The following is an 18,579-nucleotide window of genomic DNA, read 5'->3' as shown; positions in this document are numbered from 1 at the left end:
CCTACATCTCTGGCTGTGGCAGCTTATTTCTTGATGGACTAATGCCGGGCGCACCGGGGTCCGGCACGCGCCCGCGCGCCTGGGCGGCCAGAGAATAGCTATTCACCCGCCCCTGTTCGGCCGAGAGCGCGCGGTCTCGGGTCATGTTTTTCCGGAGGATCCGCGACTCGTAATGGTTGCCGCCTGACTTTCTGTTGAGCGCCCGCACCTGCGATTCCGCGCGCACCGATGCGCCATCGCGCACGCGGGTTTTGCTGCCTATGCCGTATTTGAGAACCTCGCCGGTTCGGCGGTCGCGGATTTCGTAGAGATGGTTGTTGCGGGTATTCGCACGCGAGTTGGCGTGACAGCCCGCGAGACCCTCCGGATCGATCCATTGGAGGGGGTCGTGCACATAGGCGTGCGTTCGGTGACCGCCATCGACGCCGAGCGGATCCGGCGAGAGGTACTGCCCCGTCTCAGGGTCGTAGTATCTGTTTAGGTTGTAGTGCAGCCCGCTCTCGGGATCTTCCCATTGGCCAGGGAAGCGCAGCGCGCAGGGCGTGTCGTGATCTTCGTCACGCCCTTCCTCTCGCCGCTCGCGCAACAGCGCCCGGGCGGTGCGGGTGCGGCCCCATAGCTCCGGCTCGGCGCGCCACCGGCATTCGCCTTCAGCATCGAACAAGGCGTGGGGCGTGCCGATCTGGTCGGCGACGATGGCCAGCCATTCGGCCTTCGCAGGGACCGGCGCGCCGCGGTCGTCACCAGGAAGCACTTCCTTCGCGAGCGGGCGTGTCTCGTCCTGTTCGAAATGCCAGCGCTCTACCCGGAGGTCGCCATCGCGCCGATGCCATGCCTCGGCCAGTATCTCGCCCTGCCACACATAGTCCACCCGCCGATTGGGCTCGTCGAGCAGCACCTTGGCCACCCGCCGCCCGAACGCGTCGTAGGTGTAGCGCCAGCGGGCGCCGTCGGGCGTCTCCAGCCCCACGAGGCGATCGAACCCGTCCCAGCGGTAGCGCCAGCGCCGCGGGCGGAAACCGTCCTGGGTGAGCACGCGCTCGGTCATGCGCCCGCGCGCGTCGTAGCGGAACCGGTTGGGTCCGGCCTCGACCACGCAGTCGCGCCAATAGCGGTGTTCGCCCGCCAGGCCTTCGGCGAGGTTCATCAGCGCGTCGTAGCGATAGGTCTCGCGGCCGCCGGCGCGCTCCACCGCCACGGCCTGATCGCGCGGGTCGTAGTGATAGCGCGTCACGCCTTGTGCGCCGGCCGCCGCGCCGGTCTCGACGGCGCCCGCCAGGCGGCCGAGACGATCCCATTCGTAACGCCGGGTCAGGGCGTCGGGCTCTTGCCGCCCGGTCGCGAAGACGGCGACGCCGCCCGCCCGCTGCTCGGCGAGCCGCCCGCCCAGGTCGTAGCGCTGGCGAAGCTGGAACGCGGTCGGCGTGCCGATCGCCGCCAGCTCCCGCAGCGTCTCGAGCCCGCTCGCGTCGTGGGCGAAGCGCAGGGCATGGCCGTTGCTTTCGTAGCGCGTGAGCAGCCCGGCCTCGTCGAAGGCCAGCGCCGTTTCGCCGCTGGGGCTGGAGCGGCCCACGCATCGGCCCGCCTCGTCATAGCGATAGGCGACGGCGATTCCGTTCTGCGTCTCGCGAACGAGCCGGCCCTTGCCGTCGTACTCGAGCGAGACATCGGCGACCCGCCGCGGCGCGCCGTCGGCCAGCACCCAGGTGCTGGCGCCGACCAGCCTGTCCTGGTCGTCGTAGCGATAGGAGATCGCGTCTTCGCCCGCGATCACCCGCACGATGCGGTCGCGCGGGTCCCATTCGAAATGCTGTTCGGCGCCGTCCGGCATCCGCTTGCTCAGGACGCGTCCAAGGACGTCGCGGTGATAGAGCGTCTCGCGGCCCGCCCAGTCGACCTGGGCGGAGAGCCGTCCGGCCGGATCGTAGCGGAACCGCCATTGCTGCCCGACGGCGTCGGTGATGGCCGCCAGGCGGCCCGCGCCGTCATAGGCGAACTGGGTCGTGGCGCCGAGCGGGTCGATGACCTGGCGCAGCGTGTCGAACGCGCCATGGACAAAGCGGGTCGTCTGCCCGTCGGCCCGGATGCGAGCCTTGATCAGCCCTTCGCCGTCATAGGCGAAGCGGATCTCCCCGGCGTCCGGCGTGTGCGCGTGACTGACAGAACCGCGCGGGTTTTCCGGCGAGGGCTGATACGCCCAGCTGCTGGTCCGGCCCCCGGGGTCGGTGAGCGCCAGCAGGCGCCCCATCCGATCCCACGCGTAGCGCGAGACCCGGTCGCCGGGATCATGACGGGCGAGGGGACGGCCGGCCGGGTCGTTTTCCCACTCCGTGGCGCCAAATCCGGCGACCTGCTCACGGCTCAGCACGCCGCGCTCGTCATATTCCGCCGAGCCGGAGGCGCCGTTCGCTTCCTTCCACGCGACGATGTTGCCGCGCGCGTCGCGGGTCCAGCTGGCGACGCCGTCCGGATCCTCGAACTCGACGAGCGCGCCCCAGCCGTCATAGGCCCAGCGGGCGCTGCGTCCGGCCCAGTCGCTCTGGCCGATCAGGCGTCCGTCGCCGTCGTAGGCGAAGCGGGTCTCGCGGCCGGCGGGGTCGACCTGGCGCTGCAGCCGCTCAAGCGAGTCCCATTCGCTGATCGTGCGCGCGCCGAGCGGATCCTCCTCCTCGACGACCAGGCCGTTGGCGTCGTAGCGGAAGGTGGTGACCGCGCCGGTGGCGTCGACATAGCGCGAGCGCCGTTCCTCCGGAAAGTAGAGGAAGCGATCGTTGAACATCCCCTCGCCGGTGTGGGTGCCGACGACCCGGCCCGCCGAATCATAGGCGATCTCCACCTCGGTCAGGCCGCTGTCGCGCCACCCGTTCAGCCACCCTTCGGACGTGTACCGGTAGTGGAATTCGCCGGTGAACGCGCCCAGGACATGCAGCATGCGACCGTCCGCGTCGTAGTCGTAGCGGACGAGCGGCTCGCGCTCGCCTTCCATCCACAGCGCGCTCAGCCATCCCTGCGGCGTCGTCTGCACGCGGAACATCGTGCCGTCCGCATGCTGGATCTGCGTCAGGCGCCCCTTGGCGTCGCGATGGAACAGGATGCGGTTGCCGTTGCGGTCCTCGATCGCCGCCATTTCGAGGACCGCCGCGTCGCCGACGGGCGCGAAGAGCAGGAACTGCTGGGTGCGGCTGTCGAACAGGCGAAGCTGGTCGCGCGTGCCGGTCAGTCGATAATAGGGCGCCTTGAGGTGGCGGGCGTCGATCTGAGTTCCGCTTCCGATCGCGAACAACAGGCGCTGGCCGCCCGCATCCTCGAGCAACGCCGTGCCGGCCTTTGGGTCGAGCAGCACCCGCTGCGACCAGTTGCAGATCCAGCGCGGGCCGAGCACGCCCTCAACCTGCATTCGCCCGGGATAGGTCCGCTCCAATCGCAGGGGCAGGACGCCAGGATAGTGGAAGTCGGTCCGCTGGTCGGCGTAGTCGCCGGTGACGATGTCGACCGGCTCGCCGAACAGCCGCCGTAAATTGCCGTCGAGCAATCCGCCCTGGCGCACGGCCGACCGCATGCCCGCGACCTCGGCCACGGACAGCAACAACTGCTCCATGATCGAGAACTCGGCGTCGGGGGTGCCGTAGCTGCCCGTCGTATCGTCGCCGAGCACGGTGGCGCAGCCTTCTTGGACCACCGCATTGCACGACAACTTGTGGCCGATGCGCGCCATCGGCAGGCCGTTGATCAAGATGGTCTTGCTGCCCTCGATGATCAGCGAGGGGACCGACGGATGCTTGGTGCAGGCGGCGATATCGGTGACGCGCGCGGCGGGCTTGCCTTCGAAGAGCACATTCAGAGAGCCGGTGGCGATCGGGCCGGACAGGGTGGCCATCTTCGCGCCCGCCCCCGCGATCGCGGCGGTGACGAAGCCGCCCGCCGCCCCGGCGCCGAAGGCGACCGCCGCCCCCACGAGCGGCGCCGCCATGCCGGCCGTGCCGATGATCGCGGCGGCGCTCACCGCGACGAGGGCTCCGACGACGATACCGGCGGCTATGCCGACGAGCAGGCCGGCGAAGGCGTTGCTATGCGCGATCTGGTGCGTGACGTGCGCGGCCTGTTTCCCGGGACCGGCGAGGCGCTGGGCGCCAAATTGCTGCGCGACCCAGAACGCCGCTTCGTCGGCATGGACCTGCTCCGCGATGGCGGCTCCCGCCATGGCTCCCGCGATCGGCGCGGCGACCCGGCCGGCGAAGCATTTCAGCGCGGCTGTCCCGCTCAAGGCGGCCGAAGCCGCCCCCGCGACAAAAATGCCGCCGGCGGCGACGTGCCCCGTCGTCGCGATCGCCGACACCGTGCCCGCGTTGCTCGTGGCCGCGGTGCGGTCGGCAAGCTCGCCCAGCTTGTCGTCGGCTATGGGAGTCGCGTCGGTCACGGAGCGAAGGTGAAGGACGTGATGGCCGAGATCAGCGCGTTTCGCGTTTCCTCGTCGCGCCCGCCCGGGATCGATCCGGTGAAGGTCAGGACGGCGTTGGCCTCGCGCAGCACGATCGCCATCACCTGATGGATGGGCTTGCCGTCACTGCGCCAGCCGAGCTCCATGAGCTGCGCCTCGCGACCGTCGACCTGACCGGCCGTGTCGGCGAAAATCTCGCATCCGGCCAGTTGCGCCATGAAGTTCTGGCGCATCTGAGCGACATAGTCGCGGAAGGTCATGCCGAGCGGCAGGCGATCCCTCGCAATGACCAGATTGGCGCCCTGCACCTTGGCGTCCACGGGCAGAAGCACGTTGATGCTTTGGTCCTGCCACTCGGAGGCCAGTGTTAGCGATCCCTCGGCGATCCGATACACTTTTTACGTCCTATTGGTGCGGTAGAGGTCTCTATACCTTGGGTCGCCAAGATGGCCTACCCCCATTCGGGAGCGAGATGACCGACTGGAGAGATCTCGTCGCCGATGAGCGACATCCGCGCTTCGGATATGAAGACTTCGCAAGGTTAAGCTTTCCCGGTCATCTCAAATCGCTGACGGCGACTCGTGTTCTCGATGGCAGCCGTATTTGTGCGCCCGCGTTCGCCGTGCGGAGGTCGTGTTCCAGGAGGGGTTCGAATCTCCGGAACTGACGCAAGGCGAGCCTGTCCTGATGGCGGTCGAGAAGCCTTCCTGGTGGGGACGCCGCATGGTGGCGGGCGCCTTCTGAACGCCTGTCATCGCTTTGGAATTTCCGCTTGTGTGGGACATAATGTTATATCATAACATTATGGCGCGGAGTGTCCGCGCTGGTGACGGAGTCCTGGCTTGGGACGGCGTGTGCGGCATTTCGGTCCCGAAGAGCAGGTCCGGGCTGTCGGAGCGCCGCGGGCGGCCATGGGGCGCGGCGTTGTCTCGCGCTTCAAGCATCTCAGGGGGCCCGCGCTCGACTTCGGCTCGCCGAACAAGCTGAACGGGTGGGGCGCCTTGGCCGCGCTCGTCGCCATGGGTTCGGTCCTGGCGGCCAGCGGCCTCGACGCCGCCCACGCCGCCATTCCCGCCTTGAGGTTAATCCCTCTGGACGAATCCGGACCGCCGCCCGTGCTGTCGGGGCGGCCGACCATCCTGGTGTTCTGGCGCGCCGACTGCGCGCCGTGTCTCGTCGAGCTTGGCCACTTGCGCCAGCTGGAGGCAGCCAGCGGTCATGCGCGCCTGGCTCTGGTGGCCCTGGACGACGCGCCGACCGCCCGGGCCAAGCTCAAGGCCATGGGCCTGGCGCCCCGCCACGCCTGGCGACTGCGGGACGATCCGGCCGCCACGCTGTCGGCGCTCGGCCGGGGCGCGCCGCGTCTGCCGTTGAGCGCCGCCTACGACTCGGCCGGCCGTGCCTGCGGTCTGCGCATCGGCCTGCTCGGCGTCGACCAGGTCCGCGACTGGGCGCGCGCATGCTCCTGATCCAGGATCTCGCCGCGGGCTACGAGGCCGGACCCGTCGCACGGCTGCCTTGGCTGCGGGTCGAACCTGGCCAGGCGGCGCTGCTGCTGGGCGCGTCGGGCTCGGGCAAGACCAGCCTGCTGCTGGCCATGGCGGGGCTGGCGCGCATCCACGCCGGCGTCGTCGAACTCGACGACGTCAATCTCGCCGGCCTGTCGCGAGGCGACTTCGACCGTTTTCGCGGCCAGCGCATCGGGCTGATCTTCCAGGACCTGCACCTGTTCGCCGGCCTGAGCGTGCTCGACAACGTCCTGCTGGCGCCGTTCGCCGCGGGCCTGCCCCAGAATCGCGGAGCGGCGGTGTCGCTGCTCGAGCGCCTGGGACTGGCCGACCACGCCGCTCGGCCGGCCGAGCGCCTGAGCCGCGGCCAGGCCCAGAGGGTGGCGATCGCCCGGGCCATGTTGTTGCGGCCCAAGCTGATCCTGGCCGACGAGCCGACCGCCAGCCTCGACGACGCGGCCTGCGACGGGGTCTGCGATCTGCTGCTGGCGGCCGCCAGGGACACCGGCGCGGCCCTGCTGATCGCCACCCACGACCAGCGCCTGAAAGCTCGGATCGACGTGTCGGTCGAGGCCGAACCGGTCGACGCGCCCCCTCTCATGGAGACGGGCGCATGACCCTCTTGAAACTGATGCTGGCCTTCGTGCGGCAAAAGCCGCTGACCTGGGCCTTCCATGCCCTGACCCTGGCGCTGGGCGTGGCCGTGGTGACCGCCGTGCTCGACCTGGGGCAGGGGCTGGACAGCCGTTTCACCCGCGACCTGGCCGACATCAACCTGGTGGTCGGGGCCAAGGGCGCGCCGATGCAGCTGATCCTGAGTTCGATCTACCAGATCGAGGCGCCGACCGGGAACATCCCCCTGGAGACCGCCCAGGCGCTGTCGCGCAACATGATGGTTCGCCGGGCCGTGCCGATCTCGCTGGGCGACAATGTCGGAGGCTTGCGCATCGTCGGCACGAGCCCGGCCTATGGCTCGATCTACGGCGCGGGCCTGGCTCTGGGCGGCTGGTGGGGGCGGCCGATGGAGGCGGTGCTGGGCGCGGAGGCCGGCAAGCGCCTGGGGCTGCGGATCGGCGACACCTTCGTCGGCGACCATGGCCTGTCGCCCGGCGGCGAGACCCACAAGGACAGCCCCTACCGGGTGGTCGGGATCCTCAGGCCGACCGGCGCGGTGATCGACCGGCTGGTGCTGACCGACACCGCCAGCGTCTGGAAGGTCCACGAACGGGAGAACGCCGAGCACGCCCAGGCCCTGGCGGCGGGACAGGCGGTCGATCCGACCGACGTCGACCGCTCGCCCAGCGGCCGTGAGGTCACCGCGGTGCTGGTCACCTATCGTTCGGCCATGGGCGCGCTGATGCTGCCCCGGCTGCTGCAGGCCCAGCCCAACCTGCAGACGGCCGTGCCGGCCATCGAGACCGCGCGGCTGAACCAGATGCTCGGGACCGGCGCGGGGGTGATGAGCGGCTTTGGCGCCGGCCTCCTGACCCTGTCGGCGCTGGGCTTCTTCGTCGCGCTGTTCTCGGCGGTCAGCCAGCGGCGCCGGGAGCTGGCCCTGCTGCGCGCCCTGGGCGGGGGCAGGGGACTGCTGTTCGGCCTGGTCTGCCTGGAAGCCCTGGCCCTGGGCCTGATCGGCGGCCTGGCCGGATGGAGTCTGGGTCGCGCCGCGGCCGCGTTCGCCGCTTCGCGCGCGGCCGCGGACGGCGGCCTGGCCATCGCCCTGCCTGCGCCAGGCCTCGGCGACGCGGCCCTGCTGGCCGGCGCCCTGCTGCTCAGCGTCGTGGCCGGCCTCGTCCCGGCCATCGTCGCCGGCCGCGTCCAGCCCGCCCAGACCCTGAGGTCATGACCATGCCGTCGCTCGCCAAAGCCTCGCGGATCGCTGTCGCCGTGGCCTGCCTTGGCCTGACGGCCATGACCCGCGAAGCGCCGCCGCAAGGGCTGGTCCCCGATCACGACGACGCGCCGATCTGGATGCTGCTGAAGACCAGCACGCGGTTCAAGATCGACGCGGCCAAGGGGCTCTATGTCGCCAGTTTCGACAAGCCCATCCAGGCCGCCGAGGGCAAGCCGTTCACGGTCAGCGGCTACCTGCTGCCGCTGGAGGCGACGCCGTCGTTCCGGCATTTCGTGGTCACCCGACGCAACACCGGCTGCCCGTTCTGCCCGCCCAACGAGATCGGCGAGGCCGTCGAGGTGTTCGCCAGGAAGCCGGTGACCTACACCCAGGCCGAGGTGACCTTCACCGGCCGGCTGAAGCTGGTCTCGTCGAGCGCCGAGGGCATGTTCTATCGACTCGACGAGGCCGAAACCCGATGAGCCCGCGTCACGCCATCGGCCTGGCGAGCCTCTTGACCGTCCTGGCGCTTTCGGGACCGGTCCAGGCCCAGTCCGGCTTTGGCCAGGCGCCGGGCGAGCGCAGCGCCCAGCTGAGGCTGCCCAAATCCGCCGCGCCGCTATGGACGACGCTGCGCAAGACCAGGATCGGCGAGGACGCCAGGCGCGGGATCTACACGGCCAACTTTCCGCCCGAGGTGAAGGCGCTGGACGGGACACAGGTGACCCTGTCGGGCTTCATGCTGCCGATGGATACGGCCCAGAGGTCCAAGCACTTCCTGCTCGCGCGCTATACGCCCGTCTGTTTCTTCTGCCCGCCCGGCGAGCCCAACGAGGTCGTCGAGGTGATCAGCCGCCCGGGCGTCAAGCTGACCGGCGGGATGATCACCCTGTCGGGCCGCATGACCTTGACCAACAATGGCGAGAAGGGCCTGTTCTTCCGCCTCGATCAGGGCGGCTGAACCGCCCGCCATGGGGGACCTCCAAGATGCGCAATCTGCTGACCGGCTCGGCCAAGTCGGGAGCCAAGCTTTGATCCGGATCTCCGCCCTGGCCCTGGCCGCAAGTCTCGCGGCCGCGCCGCTCGCCCAAGCCCAGGTCGCGGCCTCGTCGCGGGAGACGAACCCGTATGTTCCGCTCAAGACCTTCGCGCCACTCAGCCTGCCGTCGCCGCCCACCGCTCAGCGCGGCGCGGCCGGCGCGCCGGGCGCGGCCTATTGGCAGAACAGGGTCGACTACAGCATCGACGCGCGACTGGACCCGGCGGCCAAGACCCTGTCGGCCCAGGAGACCATCACCTACGTCAACCACAGCCCCGACACGCTGGACATGCTGTGGCTGCAGCTGGACCAGAACGTCTATCGCCCCGACTCCCGAGCCGGCGCCCAGGGCGGGCGGCCGCGCAAGGCCTTCACCGACGGCTATGCGATCGAGGCGGTCGAGATCGAGGGCGTCGGCGCGGTCCCGTTCTTGGTCGACGACACCCGCATGCGTGTCACCCTGCCCAAGGCGCTGAAGTCGGGCGGCCAGCTGAAGCTGAAGGTCCGCTACCACTATACCGTGCCCGGCCTGTTCGGCGGCCGGACCGCCTGGGGATCGTCGAGCGCCGGCGAGATCTTCGACATCGCCCAATGGTATCCGCGCATGGCCGTCTATGACGACGTCCGCGGCTGGGACACGCTGCCGTACCTGGCCAACGAGTTCTACCTGGAATACGGCGACATCGACTACGCCGTCACAGTGCCCGACGACATGATCGTCGCCGGCTCGGGCGCGCTGACCAATGCCAAGGACGTGCTGACCGCCCAACAGCGGGCGCGCCTGGCGGAGGCCGCCCGGAGCGACCAGACCGTGATGATCCGCACGCCGCAGGAGGTCGCGGCCACCGGGCCCGCCAAGGGAACCAAGACCTGGCGCTTCCACATGAGCGATACCCGGGACGTGGCCTTCACCGCCTCGCGCGGCTTCGTCTGGGACGCCGCCCGCATCAACCTGCCCGATGGCAAGGCGGCGCTGGCCCAGTCGGTCTATCCGCCCGAAAGCGTGGGCGAGGGTGCCTGGAGCCGCTCGACCGAGTACATGAAACACGCGGTCGAGCAGTTCTCGACGCGTTGGTACCCCTACCCCTGGCCCAACGCCATCAACGTGGCCGGGCCCGCCACCGGCATGGAATATCCCGGCATCGTGTTCGATGGCGTCGACGATGCGGGCAAGACCCTGTTCTGGATTTCGGCGCATGAGATCGGCCACTCCTGGTTTCCGATGATCGTCGGCTTCGACGAGCGGCGCGACGCCTGGATGGACGAGGGTTTCAACACCTTCATCGACGTCTACGAGTCCGACGCCTTCGAGAACGGGGTCTACGGACCCAAGCGGGATTCGGAATACGCTCCCGGTCCCGGCGCGCCGGCCGACCAGATCGCCGAGATCCTCGAGGACGCGGCGGCGCCGCCGATCCTGTCGCGCGCCGACACCATCAGGGAAAAGTACCGTCACCCGATCACCTACTTCAAATCGGCGTTCGGCCTGACCCTGCTGCGCGAGGACATCCTGGGCCCGGACCGCTTCGATCCGGCCTTCCGCAAGTTCATCGCCGACTGGGCGTTCAAGCATCCCAAGCCCAGCGACTTCTTCCGGGCCATGGAGAGCGCCGGCGGCGAGGACCTCAGCTGGTTCTGGCGCGGCTGGTACCTGAACAACTGGACGCTCGACATGGGCGTGACCGATATCGTCCAGGACAGCGGCCCGGCCAAGGGCGCGCGAGTCACGGTCGAGAACCGCGGCCAGCTGGTGTTGCCCGCCACCCTGCGGGTGACCTTCCAGGACGGAACCCGGCGCGACATCCGCGTCCCGGTCGAGACCTGGATGCAATCGGGATCGCACGTCTTCGCGATCGATGCCGCCTCGCCCGTGGTCGAGGCGGTGATCGACCCGGATCACCGCATCCCCGACCGCGACCGCACCAACAACAGCCAGCGGCGCACGCCGGCGGCCTGATCCCCCCGCGCCAGGAGACCTCCATGACCAAGAAACCCGGCGATCCGGAGCGCGCGGGCGACGCGGCGTCCAAGCCCGCCGACCCGTCCCGCCGTCGCCTGTTCGGGGCCGTGGCCCTGGCCGGCGCGGCCCTGGGCGGCCAGGAGGCGAGCGCCGCCGTGTTCGGGCCTGGCCGACCCTCAGCGCGCGAGATCGATCGTCGCCTGGCCAAGACCATCGATACGATCGTGGTGATCTATGCCGAGAACCGCAGCTTCAACAACCTGTTCGCGGGCTTCCCGGGACTACGCGAGCCGTTGGCCGACCTGCCGCCGGAAAGGGCGCGGCAACGCGACCGGGACGGCAAGGTGCTGGACCGCCTGCCGCCGATCTGGGGCGGCCTGGTCCCGCACGAGCAGGTGGTCGAGCACGGGCGCTACCACATCGCCGAGGGGGACCTGCCGCCGCAGGCCAACGCGCCGTTCGCCCTGAAGACCCAGGCGGGCGATCCCCTGCCGCACGGGGTGGTCACCCGCGACCTGGTCCACGCCTTCTACCAGAACCAGATGCAGATCAACGGCGGGCGCAACGACCAGTTCGTCGCCTGGGGCGACAGCGGGGCGATGGTCATGGGCCACTATGGCGACGCGGCCGTGAACCTGCGCCTGTGGCGGCTGGCCGAGCAATATACGCTCTGCGACAACTTCTTCATGGGCGCGTTCGGCGGCTCGTTCCTGAACCACCAGTACCTGGTCGCCGCCCAGCCGCCGTTCTATCCCGACGCGGCCGCCAGCCCGGCCAGGGCGGTCATCGCCCAGGTCGAGGGCGATGATCCCCAGGGCGCGCGGCTGAAGCCCCTGGTCGACTCGCCCGCCAGCGCCCTGGACGGGCGGCCGCGCTTTGGCCCCAGCACGCTGACCCCCGACTTCTGGGCGGTCAACACCATGGCCCCGCCCTATGCGCCCAGCTGGAGCCGGGACAAGGCCGACCCCGACCTCGCCGACCCGTCCCAGCCGACGACCCTCGTGCCGCAGGCCCACGCCACGATCGGCGATCGCCTGAGCGCCAAGGGCGTCGACTGGGCCTGGTACGCCGGCGCCTGGGGCGCAACCCTGGCCGGCGGCCAGGACCAGGAGGTCCTGTTTCCCGCCAAGCCGAACTTCCAGGCCCATCACCAGCCGCTGAACTACTTCAGGAGCTTCGCGCCGGGCACGGCCGAGCGGGCCAGGCGACTGCGCGACGCCGGCCTGGGCGACAGTCCCCGCACCAACCGGTTCCTGGCTGACGCCGCGGCCGGGCGGCTGCCGGCGGTGACCTTCTACAAGCCGCAAGGCGATCTCAACATGCATGCGGGCTATTCGGACGTCGATGCCGGCGACCGCCACATCGCCCGCGCGATCGACGCCCTGAAAAGCGGACCGCAGTGGGACAGGATGCTGGTCATCGTCACCTTCGACGAGAACGGCGGCTGGTGGGACCATGTGGCGCCGCCCAAAGGGGACCGCTGGGGGCCGGGCACGCGCATTCCCACAGTGGTCGTCTCGCCCCACGCCCGGAAGGGCCATGTCGACCACACGCTCTATGACACCGGCTCGATCCAGCGGTTCCTCAACCGCCGCTTTGGCCTGGAGCCGCTGCCCGGGATCGTCGCGCGCGACCGGGCCATGGTCGCCGCGGGGGGCGTCGCGCCGGGCGACCTGACGGCCGCCCTGGCCCTATGACCATCCTCGACCTGAAGGCCTAACCGGCCGCGCCCTGAGTTTGCGACCGCCACGCCAAGGGAGGAGGACCGCCGTCGGGCCCGCCCGCGCCAGGGCCGGAGCGCCCGCCGCGAGGAGCGCGCCGCCGCCGAACAGGAGCAACTGGCGACGACCGATGGGGGGGAGGACATCGAGACTCCTCGCGGCGAGACCCGACGGTTTAAGCACGAGTGTTATGTTATAACAATAGCCCTTGCGGCCTCCGGCGTCGCTGGTTATGAGCGTTATATTATAACATTCTTAGGTGTCCCCATGACCGAGGTTCCAACCGCGTCGCGTCCAGGCCGGATCGACCGGCGCTTGCCGGTCACCGTGCTGTCGGGGTTCCTGGGGGCCGGCAAGACCACCTTGCTGAACCATGTGCTGGGCAACCGCGAGGGCAAGAGGGTCGCGGTGATCGTCAACGACATGAGCGAGGTCAACATTGACGCCACCCTCGTCGCCGAAGGGCGGGCCGACCTGTCGCGCACCGACGAGACGCTGGTGGAGATGTCCAACGGCTGCATCTGCTGCACCCTGCGCGAGGACCTGCTGCAAGAGGTTCGCCGTCTGGCCGCCGAGCGGCGCTTCGACTACCTGCTGATCGAGTCTACGGGGGTCTCCGAGCCGATGCCGGTGGCGGCGACCTTCGACTTCCGGGACGAGGCCGACCAGAGCCTGTCGGACGTGGCGCGGCTGGACACCATGGTCACGGTCGTCGACGCCTTCAACTTCCTGCGCGACTACGGCTCGCGCGACCGACTGGCCGATCGCGGCGAGACGGCGGGGCAGGGCGATGATCGCACGGTCGTGGACCTGCTGGTCGAGCAGGTCGAGTTCGCCGACGTCATCGTGCTGAACAAGACCGACCTGGTCTCGGCCGACGACCTGGGCCGGTTGCGCGGCGTCATCGCCACCTTCAACCCGGACGCGCGGATCGTCGACGCCAAACGGGGCGCGGTGGCGCTGGACGCCGTGCTCGACACCGGCCTGTTCAGCTACGAGCGCGCCCAAGGGGCGGCCGGGTGGCAAAAGGCCCTGATGGGCGAGGTCCTGCCCGAGACCGAGGAATACGGCATCGGCCACTTCGTCTACCGGGCGGCCAAGCCGTTCCATCCGGAGAAGCTCAAGGCCTGGCTGGGCAGAGAATGGCCCGGAGTGATCCGCTCCAAGGGCTTCTTCTGGCTGGCCACGCGATACGACCGCGTCGGCGGCTGGAGCCAGGCCGGCGCGGTCACCCAGTGCGGACCTCACGGTCGCTGGTGGGCCACCGCGCCGCGCGAACAATGGCCCGACGATCCGGCGTGGCGAGGCGCGATCGAGAAGGTCTGGAAGCCCAGGCACGGCGATCGGCGTCAGGAGATCGTCCTGATCGGTCAGGACATGGATCGGCAGGCCCTGACCCGCGGTTTCGACGACTGCCTGCTGTCGGACCTGCAGTTCGGCTTCGGGCCCAAGGCCTGGACCAAGCTTCCGGACCCTTTCCCGTCATGGGACTAGCCGCCAGTCTCGCCTGCCTGCAGGACGATCAGGAGCCGAGCTCGGCCTGGGTGGTGTCGGTCATGGGACTGAGCCTGGAGGACGCCGAATGGCTGCTGGTCCTCTACCGGTTCGCCCCGCCGCAAGCCTTCGGAGAGGGCGAGCCGGGCGAGAGGCCCCGGCGGGTCTATTTTTGCGAGCCGCTGTGATCCCGCGGGCCGTCTTCGCGGCAAGCCGTCTGATCAGCTGGAGCCGAGCGCGATGCATGAAACCCGACGAGGCCGCCGCCTACTGGATCGTTCGCCGGGATTCGCGAGGTCTGGCTGGGGCGGAGGCCGCGGCGTTCGAGGCCTGGCTCGCGATCGACGCCAACCGGCAGGCCTATCGCCACGCCCTGTGGACGTGGACGGCCCTGGACGGCCCTGGACGGCGTCGGCGTCGGCGTCGGCGTCGGCGTCGGAGGCGTGGCGGCGACCGATGTTTTTCAGTTGGAAGGGAGGCCTGAGATGAAAATGACCCTGGCGCGCGCCATGGACGCCTCGGCGATCGGCCTGTCGGCGCTCTGCCTCGTCCACTGCCTGGCGCTGCCGGCGCTGGCGCTGGCCCTGCCGTTCCTGGGCGCGTGGGCCCATGCCGAATGGGTGCATGTGGCGTTCATCTGCGCCGCCGCGCCGATCGCGCTGACGGCGCTGGTGGATTGGCGCACGCTTCGACCGCACGCCTGGGCGTTCGTCGCCCTGGCGGCCCTGGGCCTTGGCCTGATGCTGGCCGGCGCCCTGGAGGTCCCGTCGGCCGGGTGGGAGCGTCCGCTGACGGTGATCGGCGGCGTCATCCTGGCCACGGCGCACATCCTAAATTGGCGGCGGCGCCACGCTCACCACGAGTGTTCATGACCTGGACCGTCGCGCCTTCGAACCGATCCTGGATCGAGCGGTGGTCGCAATTGGCGACCAGCGGTCCCGCGGAGCGGCGCCCTGTCACGGAGACCTCGACATGAGCAGGCTTTGGGTCAGCCCCGAAAAATGATGCGATTTCTGGATCTGTAATCTCCGGATAGATTTCCAAGGCTGCTTCCTTGGCGGAGGCTTTGGCCGAAGTCGCCGAGGGTCGTTTTGGGTTCGGCGCAGGTCGCGGCGGGGAGCAGGGCTTCATTTTTCTAGTAGGGGCGCGAGCGGGAGTTTCCGGCGCGGATCCGGTCCGTCGGCGCAGTCAAGGGGCAGCCATGATCCGAACGCCGCTCCCATTGGCCGCGATCATCGGACTGATGGCTTCGACGGCGACGGCGACGGCGACGGCCGAGCCGATCCGCTTGCGCGCCGGGGCCATCGCCTACGCCGTCGATCCCGCCACGCTGGAGATCGAGGCGCGACCGGACGGCGCGGCGGCCGTGCCCCTCATGCCGCCGCTGCACGCGCCCGAGGCCGTGACGGTCGCGCCGGACGGGGACGGCTGGCGCTGGACGGACGCCGAGGGCCGCGCGTTCGCGCTGGCCGTCGAGGGCGAGGCCCTGCGCCTGCGAATCTCCGGCCCGAAAGGCTCCAGACTGGCCTGGTCCATGCCCGCGGCGACCGGCGGGACCTGGCTGATCCCCGACGGGGAGGGCATGGCCTACCGGGCCGACGATGCGTTCTGGCGCGCGGCGTACCGCAAGGAAGGATGCCTGGGCGGGACCAACCTGCTGTCCTTTCCCGCCTGGAGCCATCTGGATGGAACCTGGGCGGCCACCTACGCCCTGGGCGATGGCCTGCTGTCGCAGCTGTGCCTGCATGACGAGAACGGCCTGCAGGCCCGGTTGAGGCACGACTTCGGCGACGGCGCCCAAACGCTGGACCTGCTGCTGGCGTTGCGGCCGCCCGAGCCCTTGGCCCCGGCGCTGTTCTATCGCCAGGTCCTGAAGACGCGGGGCCAGTTCAAGAGTTTCGCGGACAAGGCGACGCCGGATCTGCCCCGGCTGTTCGCCGCGCCGCACGCCTATGTCTGGGGCGACGGCCGCGACCTCGGTTTCCTGGACGACCTGAAAACTCTGGGCGTCGACCGCATGGTGCTCAGCTACGACCAGGACCCCCGAACCCAGAAGCACCTCGTCGGGCCGGCCTATCTCGCCAAGGCCAGGGCGCTGGGCTACCTGGCGGGGCCCTACGAGGCCTTCGACAACGCCCAGCCGGCCGCGACCGCCGACATGCCGTCTGCCGTCTGGAGTGACGACCTCTATCCGGCCGGCTGCGTCCAGGACGCGGCCGGCAAGGTGGTGGTCGGCTTCGCCAATCGCGGCTGCGAGCTGTCGAGCGAGGCGATCGTCCGCCGACGCGGACCGTTCGTGCCGGCCCAGCGCTATGCCGGCCATACCGCCGACGGCGCCAGCCAGGTGTTCGTGGACGTCGACGCGTTTGGGGACTTCGTGGAGGATTTCAGCCCCGACCACCCGATGTCCTTCGCGCGCGACCGCGCCAACCGCCTGGCGCGCCTGGGGCTGGCCATCGACAGGTTCAAGCTTGTCCTGGGCTCCGAGAACGTCACGGCCTGGAGCAGCGGCGTGGCCCACTATTCCCACGGCACGGCCCAGGCCCACGCTTCGGCGATCTGGCCGATCCACGCCGACCAGAAGCGGTTCGGCGGCTATTGGCCCCCCGAACGGCAGGGCATCTATTTCGCGCCGTTCCAGCCGACGCCGGACGAGGCGCGGGCGCTCTTCGGCGCCGCCGACCGCCTGCCGCTGTTCGAGGCGGTGTTCCACGACTCGGTCGTCGCCCTCGACCGCTGGGAGTTCGGCCTGATGAAGGTTCCCAGCGAGACGCGGCGGCGGTTCGCGCGCTCGCTGCTCTACGGCACGCCGACGATATGGAACCTCGACCGGCGCGAACTGGCGCGCGTCGGGCCGTGGCTGAAGGCGGCCCAGGACGATTTCCGGCAGGCGCATGGCGCGGGCGCGCCTGTCCCCCTGACGGCCTTCCGCTGGCTTACGCCCGATCGCCTGGTGCAAGAGGCGCGCTATGCCGACGGCCGCGTCCTGATCGCCAATTTCGGCGAGACGACGTGGCGGAACCTGGCCCCGGACTGCGTGCGGGTGACCCGGCCGAAGCGGGTTCCGGTCGATCTCTGTCCGCCAGCCGACCCGCCTTGACGACGTCGAGGGCGCGACGCCGACGACCCTTCACGGCGACAGATGACAGGCCACGAGACGGCCGGGTCCGTCCTACGTCACCAGGAACGTCGCCGCCGCCCGGCCCGCGGCGTCTTGCGCCGGGGCGACCACGACGGCGCCGTCGCGATGGCGCAGGCAGCCTCCGTTCAAGGCCGCGAACGAGACGCCCTTGCCCGCCAGGCCGGGAATCCGGCGGAAGCTGGCGCGCTTTGGGTCGCCGCCGGCGGGGACGATCGCGACGGCGCCGCCGGCGCTGACGCTCAGCACGTGACCCGGCTTGAGGATCGGCTCCAGCGACACCGTCCCGGCCGGGCCGGGCTTCTGACGGAACTGGGTGGTCGGCAGCGGACCGGCTCCGACCAGAGGGCGCTCTCCCTCGTGGCGCAGGAAGGCGCCCGGCCGGTCGAGCGGCGCGAAGCGGTCGGGGACCGCGCCCGCGCCCACCGGCACGCCGAAGTCAGGCGTCCCGTCGGCCTTGTAGTACAGGCGCTGAACCCGCGTGTGGCGGTTGGGGTCGAACAGAGGGTCGCCCTGGATCTTCTTGTAGTCGCGGCCGTGATAGACCAGCACGTCGCGGCCCTGCTCGTCGACGGTGAACGAGTTGTGGCCCGGCCCCCAGACGCGCGTTTCCTCGGACGAGACGAACACCGGCTCGGGCGACTTGCTCCAGGCGTCCGGCGACATCAGGTCGGCGTTCTCGTCGGCGGCCAGCAGGCCCAGGCAGTAGCGGTCGTCGGTGGCGCTGGCCGAATAGCTGATGAAGACCTTGCCGTTGCGGATCAGCGGGGCGGGGCCTTCGGCGACCTTGAAGCCGCGGATCTCCCAGTCCAGCGTCGGCACGGTCAGGCGGGCCGGCGGCCTGGCCAGGGTCGTCGGGCTGGCCAGCGGCGCCAGGTACAGGTTGCTGTTGGTCTTGATCCCCGGCTCCTGCTGCGCCCACAGGGCGTAGCGCACGCCCTTGTGGCTGAAGATCGTGGAATCGAGAGTGAAGGTGTCCCACGGCGTCTGGAACTGGCCCGCCATCTCCCATCGGCCCGTCAGCGCGTCCTTGTCCAGGCAGCGGAGGACATAGGTGCGGATGTGGAAGGGCTCGTCCGCGTCGCCGGCCGCGAAATAGATGTGCCAGCGGCCGTCGATCTCGTGCAATTCGGGGGCCCAGATATAGCCGCCCAGCTTGCCGGTCTTGGGCCGCCGCCAGACGACCGATTCCTTCGCCGTCGCCAGGCCCGCCAGGGTGGGGGACCGGCGGATGGCCAGGCGGTCGTACTCCGGCACCGAGGCGGTCATGTAGTACTGGCCGTCGTGGTGCTTGAAGATCAGGGCGTCGGCCCGCTGGCGCACCAGCGGGTTCGACGGAGCCGGGGCCGAAGCGGCCCGGGCGACGGCGGGGCCCGCCGCCGCCAGGGCTCCGGCGCCGGCCAGCAGGACGCGGCGCGAGGGCGTGGGATCGAAGGTCATCGTGCT

At 70.0% G+C, this 18,579-nt stretch carries 14 protein-coding genes; 11 read left to right on the top strand and 3 right to left on the bottom strand.

Annotated features, from left to right (window positions below; translation table 11 throughout):
* Position 1 precedes the first annotated feature (1 nt).
* Entirely contained in the window at positions 2-4,417 is a 4,416-nt protein-coding gene (locus tag J2X41_RS12570) for an RHS repeat-associated core domain-containing protein (protein ID WP_310082237.1), read from the bottom strand.
* The gene (locus J2X41_RS12565; protein ID WP_310082236.1) at positions 4,414-4,833 is read right to left on the bottom strand and encodes a DUF1795 domain-containing protein; all 420 of its coding nucleotides are present in this window, start codon (positions 4,831-4,833) and stop codon (positions 4,414-4,416) included. The genes J2X41_RS12570 and J2X41_RS12565 overlap by 4 nt, the downstream gene beginning before the upstream one ends.
* A gap of 516 nt (positions 4,834-5,349) precedes the next feature.
* On the opposite strand from J2X41_RS12565, the gene J2X41_RS12560 reads away from it, so the two are divergent.
* The 11 genes from J2X41_RS12560 (at position 5,350) to J2X41_RS12510 (ending at position 17,094) form a co-directional block, all read left to right on the top strand.
* Positions 5,350-5,907 carry a hypothetical protein gene (locus J2X41_RS12560; protein WP_310082235.1) on the top strand — a complete coding sequence of 186 codons (558 nt, stop codon included), beginning with the start codon at positions 5,350-5,352 and terminating at the stop codon, positions 5,905-5,907.
* Positions 5,898-6,563 (top strand): ATP-binding cassette domain-containing protein, encoded by a 666-nt coding sequence (locus J2X41_RS12555; protein WP_310082234.1) that lies wholly within the window; start codon positions 5,898-5,900, stop codon positions 6,561-6,563. The genes J2X41_RS12560 and J2X41_RS12555 overlap by 10 nt, the downstream gene beginning before the upstream one ends.
* Positions 6,560-7,792, top strand: a complete 1,233-nt coding sequence (locus tag J2X41_RS12550; protein ID WP_310082233.1) for an ABC transporter permease — start codon at positions 6,560-6,562, stop codon at positions 7,790-7,792. The genes J2X41_RS12555 and J2X41_RS12550 overlap by 4 nt, the downstream gene beginning before the upstream one ends.
* 2 nt (positions 7,793-7,794) lie before the next feature.
* Entirely contained in the window at positions 7,795-8,262 is a 468-nt protein-coding gene (locus J2X41_RS12545; RefSeq protein ID WP_310082232.1) for a hypothetical protein, read from the top strand.
* Positions 8,259-8,741, top strand: coding sequence for a DUF3299 domain-containing protein (locus J2X41_RS12540; protein ID WP_310082231.1), 483 nt, complete (start codon positions 8,259-8,261; stop codon positions 8,739-8,741). Before J2X41_RS12545 ends, J2X41_RS12540 begins: the two co-directional genes overlap by 4 nt.
* Positions 8,742-8,811: 70 nt before the next feature.
* Positions 8,812-10,776, top strand: a complete 1,965-nt coding sequence (locus J2X41_RS12535) for a M1 family metallopeptidase (RefSeq protein WP_310082230.1) — start codon at positions 8,812-8,814, stop codon at positions 10,774-10,776.
* Between the two features lie 23 nt (positions 10,777-10,799).
* On the top strand, positions 10,800-12,476 hold the full coding sequence (acpA, locus tag J2X41_RS12530; RefSeq protein ID WP_310082229.1) for an acid phosphatase: 1,677 nt from the start codon (positions 10,800-10,802) through the stop codon (positions 12,474-12,476).
* A gap of 291 nt (positions 12,477-12,767) precedes the next feature.
* A complete protein-coding gene (gene zigA / locus J2X41_RS12525) occupies positions 12,768-13,994 on the top strand; it encodes a zinc metallochaperone GTPase ZigA (RefSeq protein WP_310082228.1) in 1,227 nt (408 codons plus the stop codon).
* Positions 13,985-14,182, top strand: coding sequence for a hypothetical protein (locus J2X41_RS12520; protein ID WP_310082227.1), 198 nt, complete (start codon positions 13,985-13,987; stop codon positions 14,180-14,182). Before zigA ends, J2X41_RS12520 begins: the two co-directional genes overlap by 10 nt.
* 297 nt (positions 14,183-14,479) lie before the next feature.
* On the top strand, positions 14,480-14,866 hold the full coding sequence (locus J2X41_RS12515; RefSeq protein ID WP_310082226.1) for a MerC domain-containing protein: 387 nt from the start codon (positions 14,480-14,482) through the stop codon (positions 14,864-14,866).
* 329 nt (positions 14,867-15,195) lie between these two features.
* Positions 15,196-17,094 (top strand): glycoside hydrolase, encoded by a 1,899-nt coding sequence (locus tag J2X41_RS12510; protein WP_310082225.1) that lies wholly within the window; start codon positions 15,196-15,198, stop codon positions 17,092-17,094.
* Between the two features lie 72 nt (positions 17,095-17,166).
* On the opposite strand, the gene J2X41_RS12505 is transcribed toward J2X41_RS12510, so the two are convergent.
* Positions 17,167-18,573 (bottom strand): glycoside hydrolase family 43 protein, encoded by a 1,407-nt coding sequence (locus tag J2X41_RS12505; protein WP_310082224.1) that lies wholly within the window; start codon positions 18,571-18,573, stop codon positions 17,167-17,169.
* Between the last annotated feature and the right edge of the window lie 6 nt (positions 18,574-18,579).

The organism is Caulobacter sp. BE254, assembly GCF_031457295.1.
GTDB lineage: Bacteria > Pseudomonadota > Alphaproteobacteria > Caulobacterales > Caulobacteraceae > Caulobacter.
This window is presented reverse-complemented; position numbering and strand designations above follow the sequence as displayed.

Coding starts and splice junctions, on each gene's coding strand:
- J2X41_RS12560 (WP_310082235.1), top strand. CDS start 5,350: ATGGGGCGCGGCGTTGTCTCGCGCTTCAAGCATCTCAGGGGGCCCGCG.
- J2X41_RS12555 (WP_310082234.1), top strand. CDS start 5,898: ATGCTCCTGATCCAGGATCTCGCCGCGGGCTACGAGGCCGGACCCGTC.
- J2X41_RS12550 (WP_310082233.1), top strand. CDS start 6,560: ATGACCCTCTTGAAACTGATGCTGGCCTTCGTGCGGCAAAAGCCGCTG.
- J2X41_RS12545 (WP_310082232.1), top strand. CDS start 7,795: ATGCCGTCGCTCGCCAAAGCCTCGCGGATCGCTGTCGCCGTGGCCTGC.
- J2X41_RS12540 (WP_310082231.1), top strand. CDS start 8,259: ATGAGCCCGCGTCACGCCATCGGCCTGGCGAGCCTCTTGACCGTCCTG.
- acpA (WP_310082229.1), top strand. CDS start 10,800: ATGACCAAGAAACCCGGCGATCCGGAGCGCGCGGGCGACGCGGCGTCC.
- zigA (WP_310082228.1), top strand. CDS start 12,768: ATGACCGAGGTTCCAACCGCGTCGCGTCCAGGCCGGATCGACCGGCGC.
- J2X41_RS12520 (WP_310082227.1), top strand. CDS start 13,985: ATGGGACTAGCCGCCAGTCTCGCCTGCCTGCAGGACGATCAGGAGCCG.
- J2X41_RS12515 (WP_310082226.1), top strand. CDS start 14,480: ATGAAAATGACCCTGGCGCGCGCCATGGACGCCTCGGCGATCGGCCTG.
- J2X41_RS12510 (WP_310082225.1), top strand. CDS start 15,196: ATGATCCGAACGCCGCTCCCATTGGCCGCGATCATCGGACTGATGGCT.
- J2X41_RS12505 (WP_310082224.1), bottom strand. CDS start 18,573: ATGACCTTCGATCCCACGCCCTCGCGCCGCGTCCTGCTGGCCGGCGCC.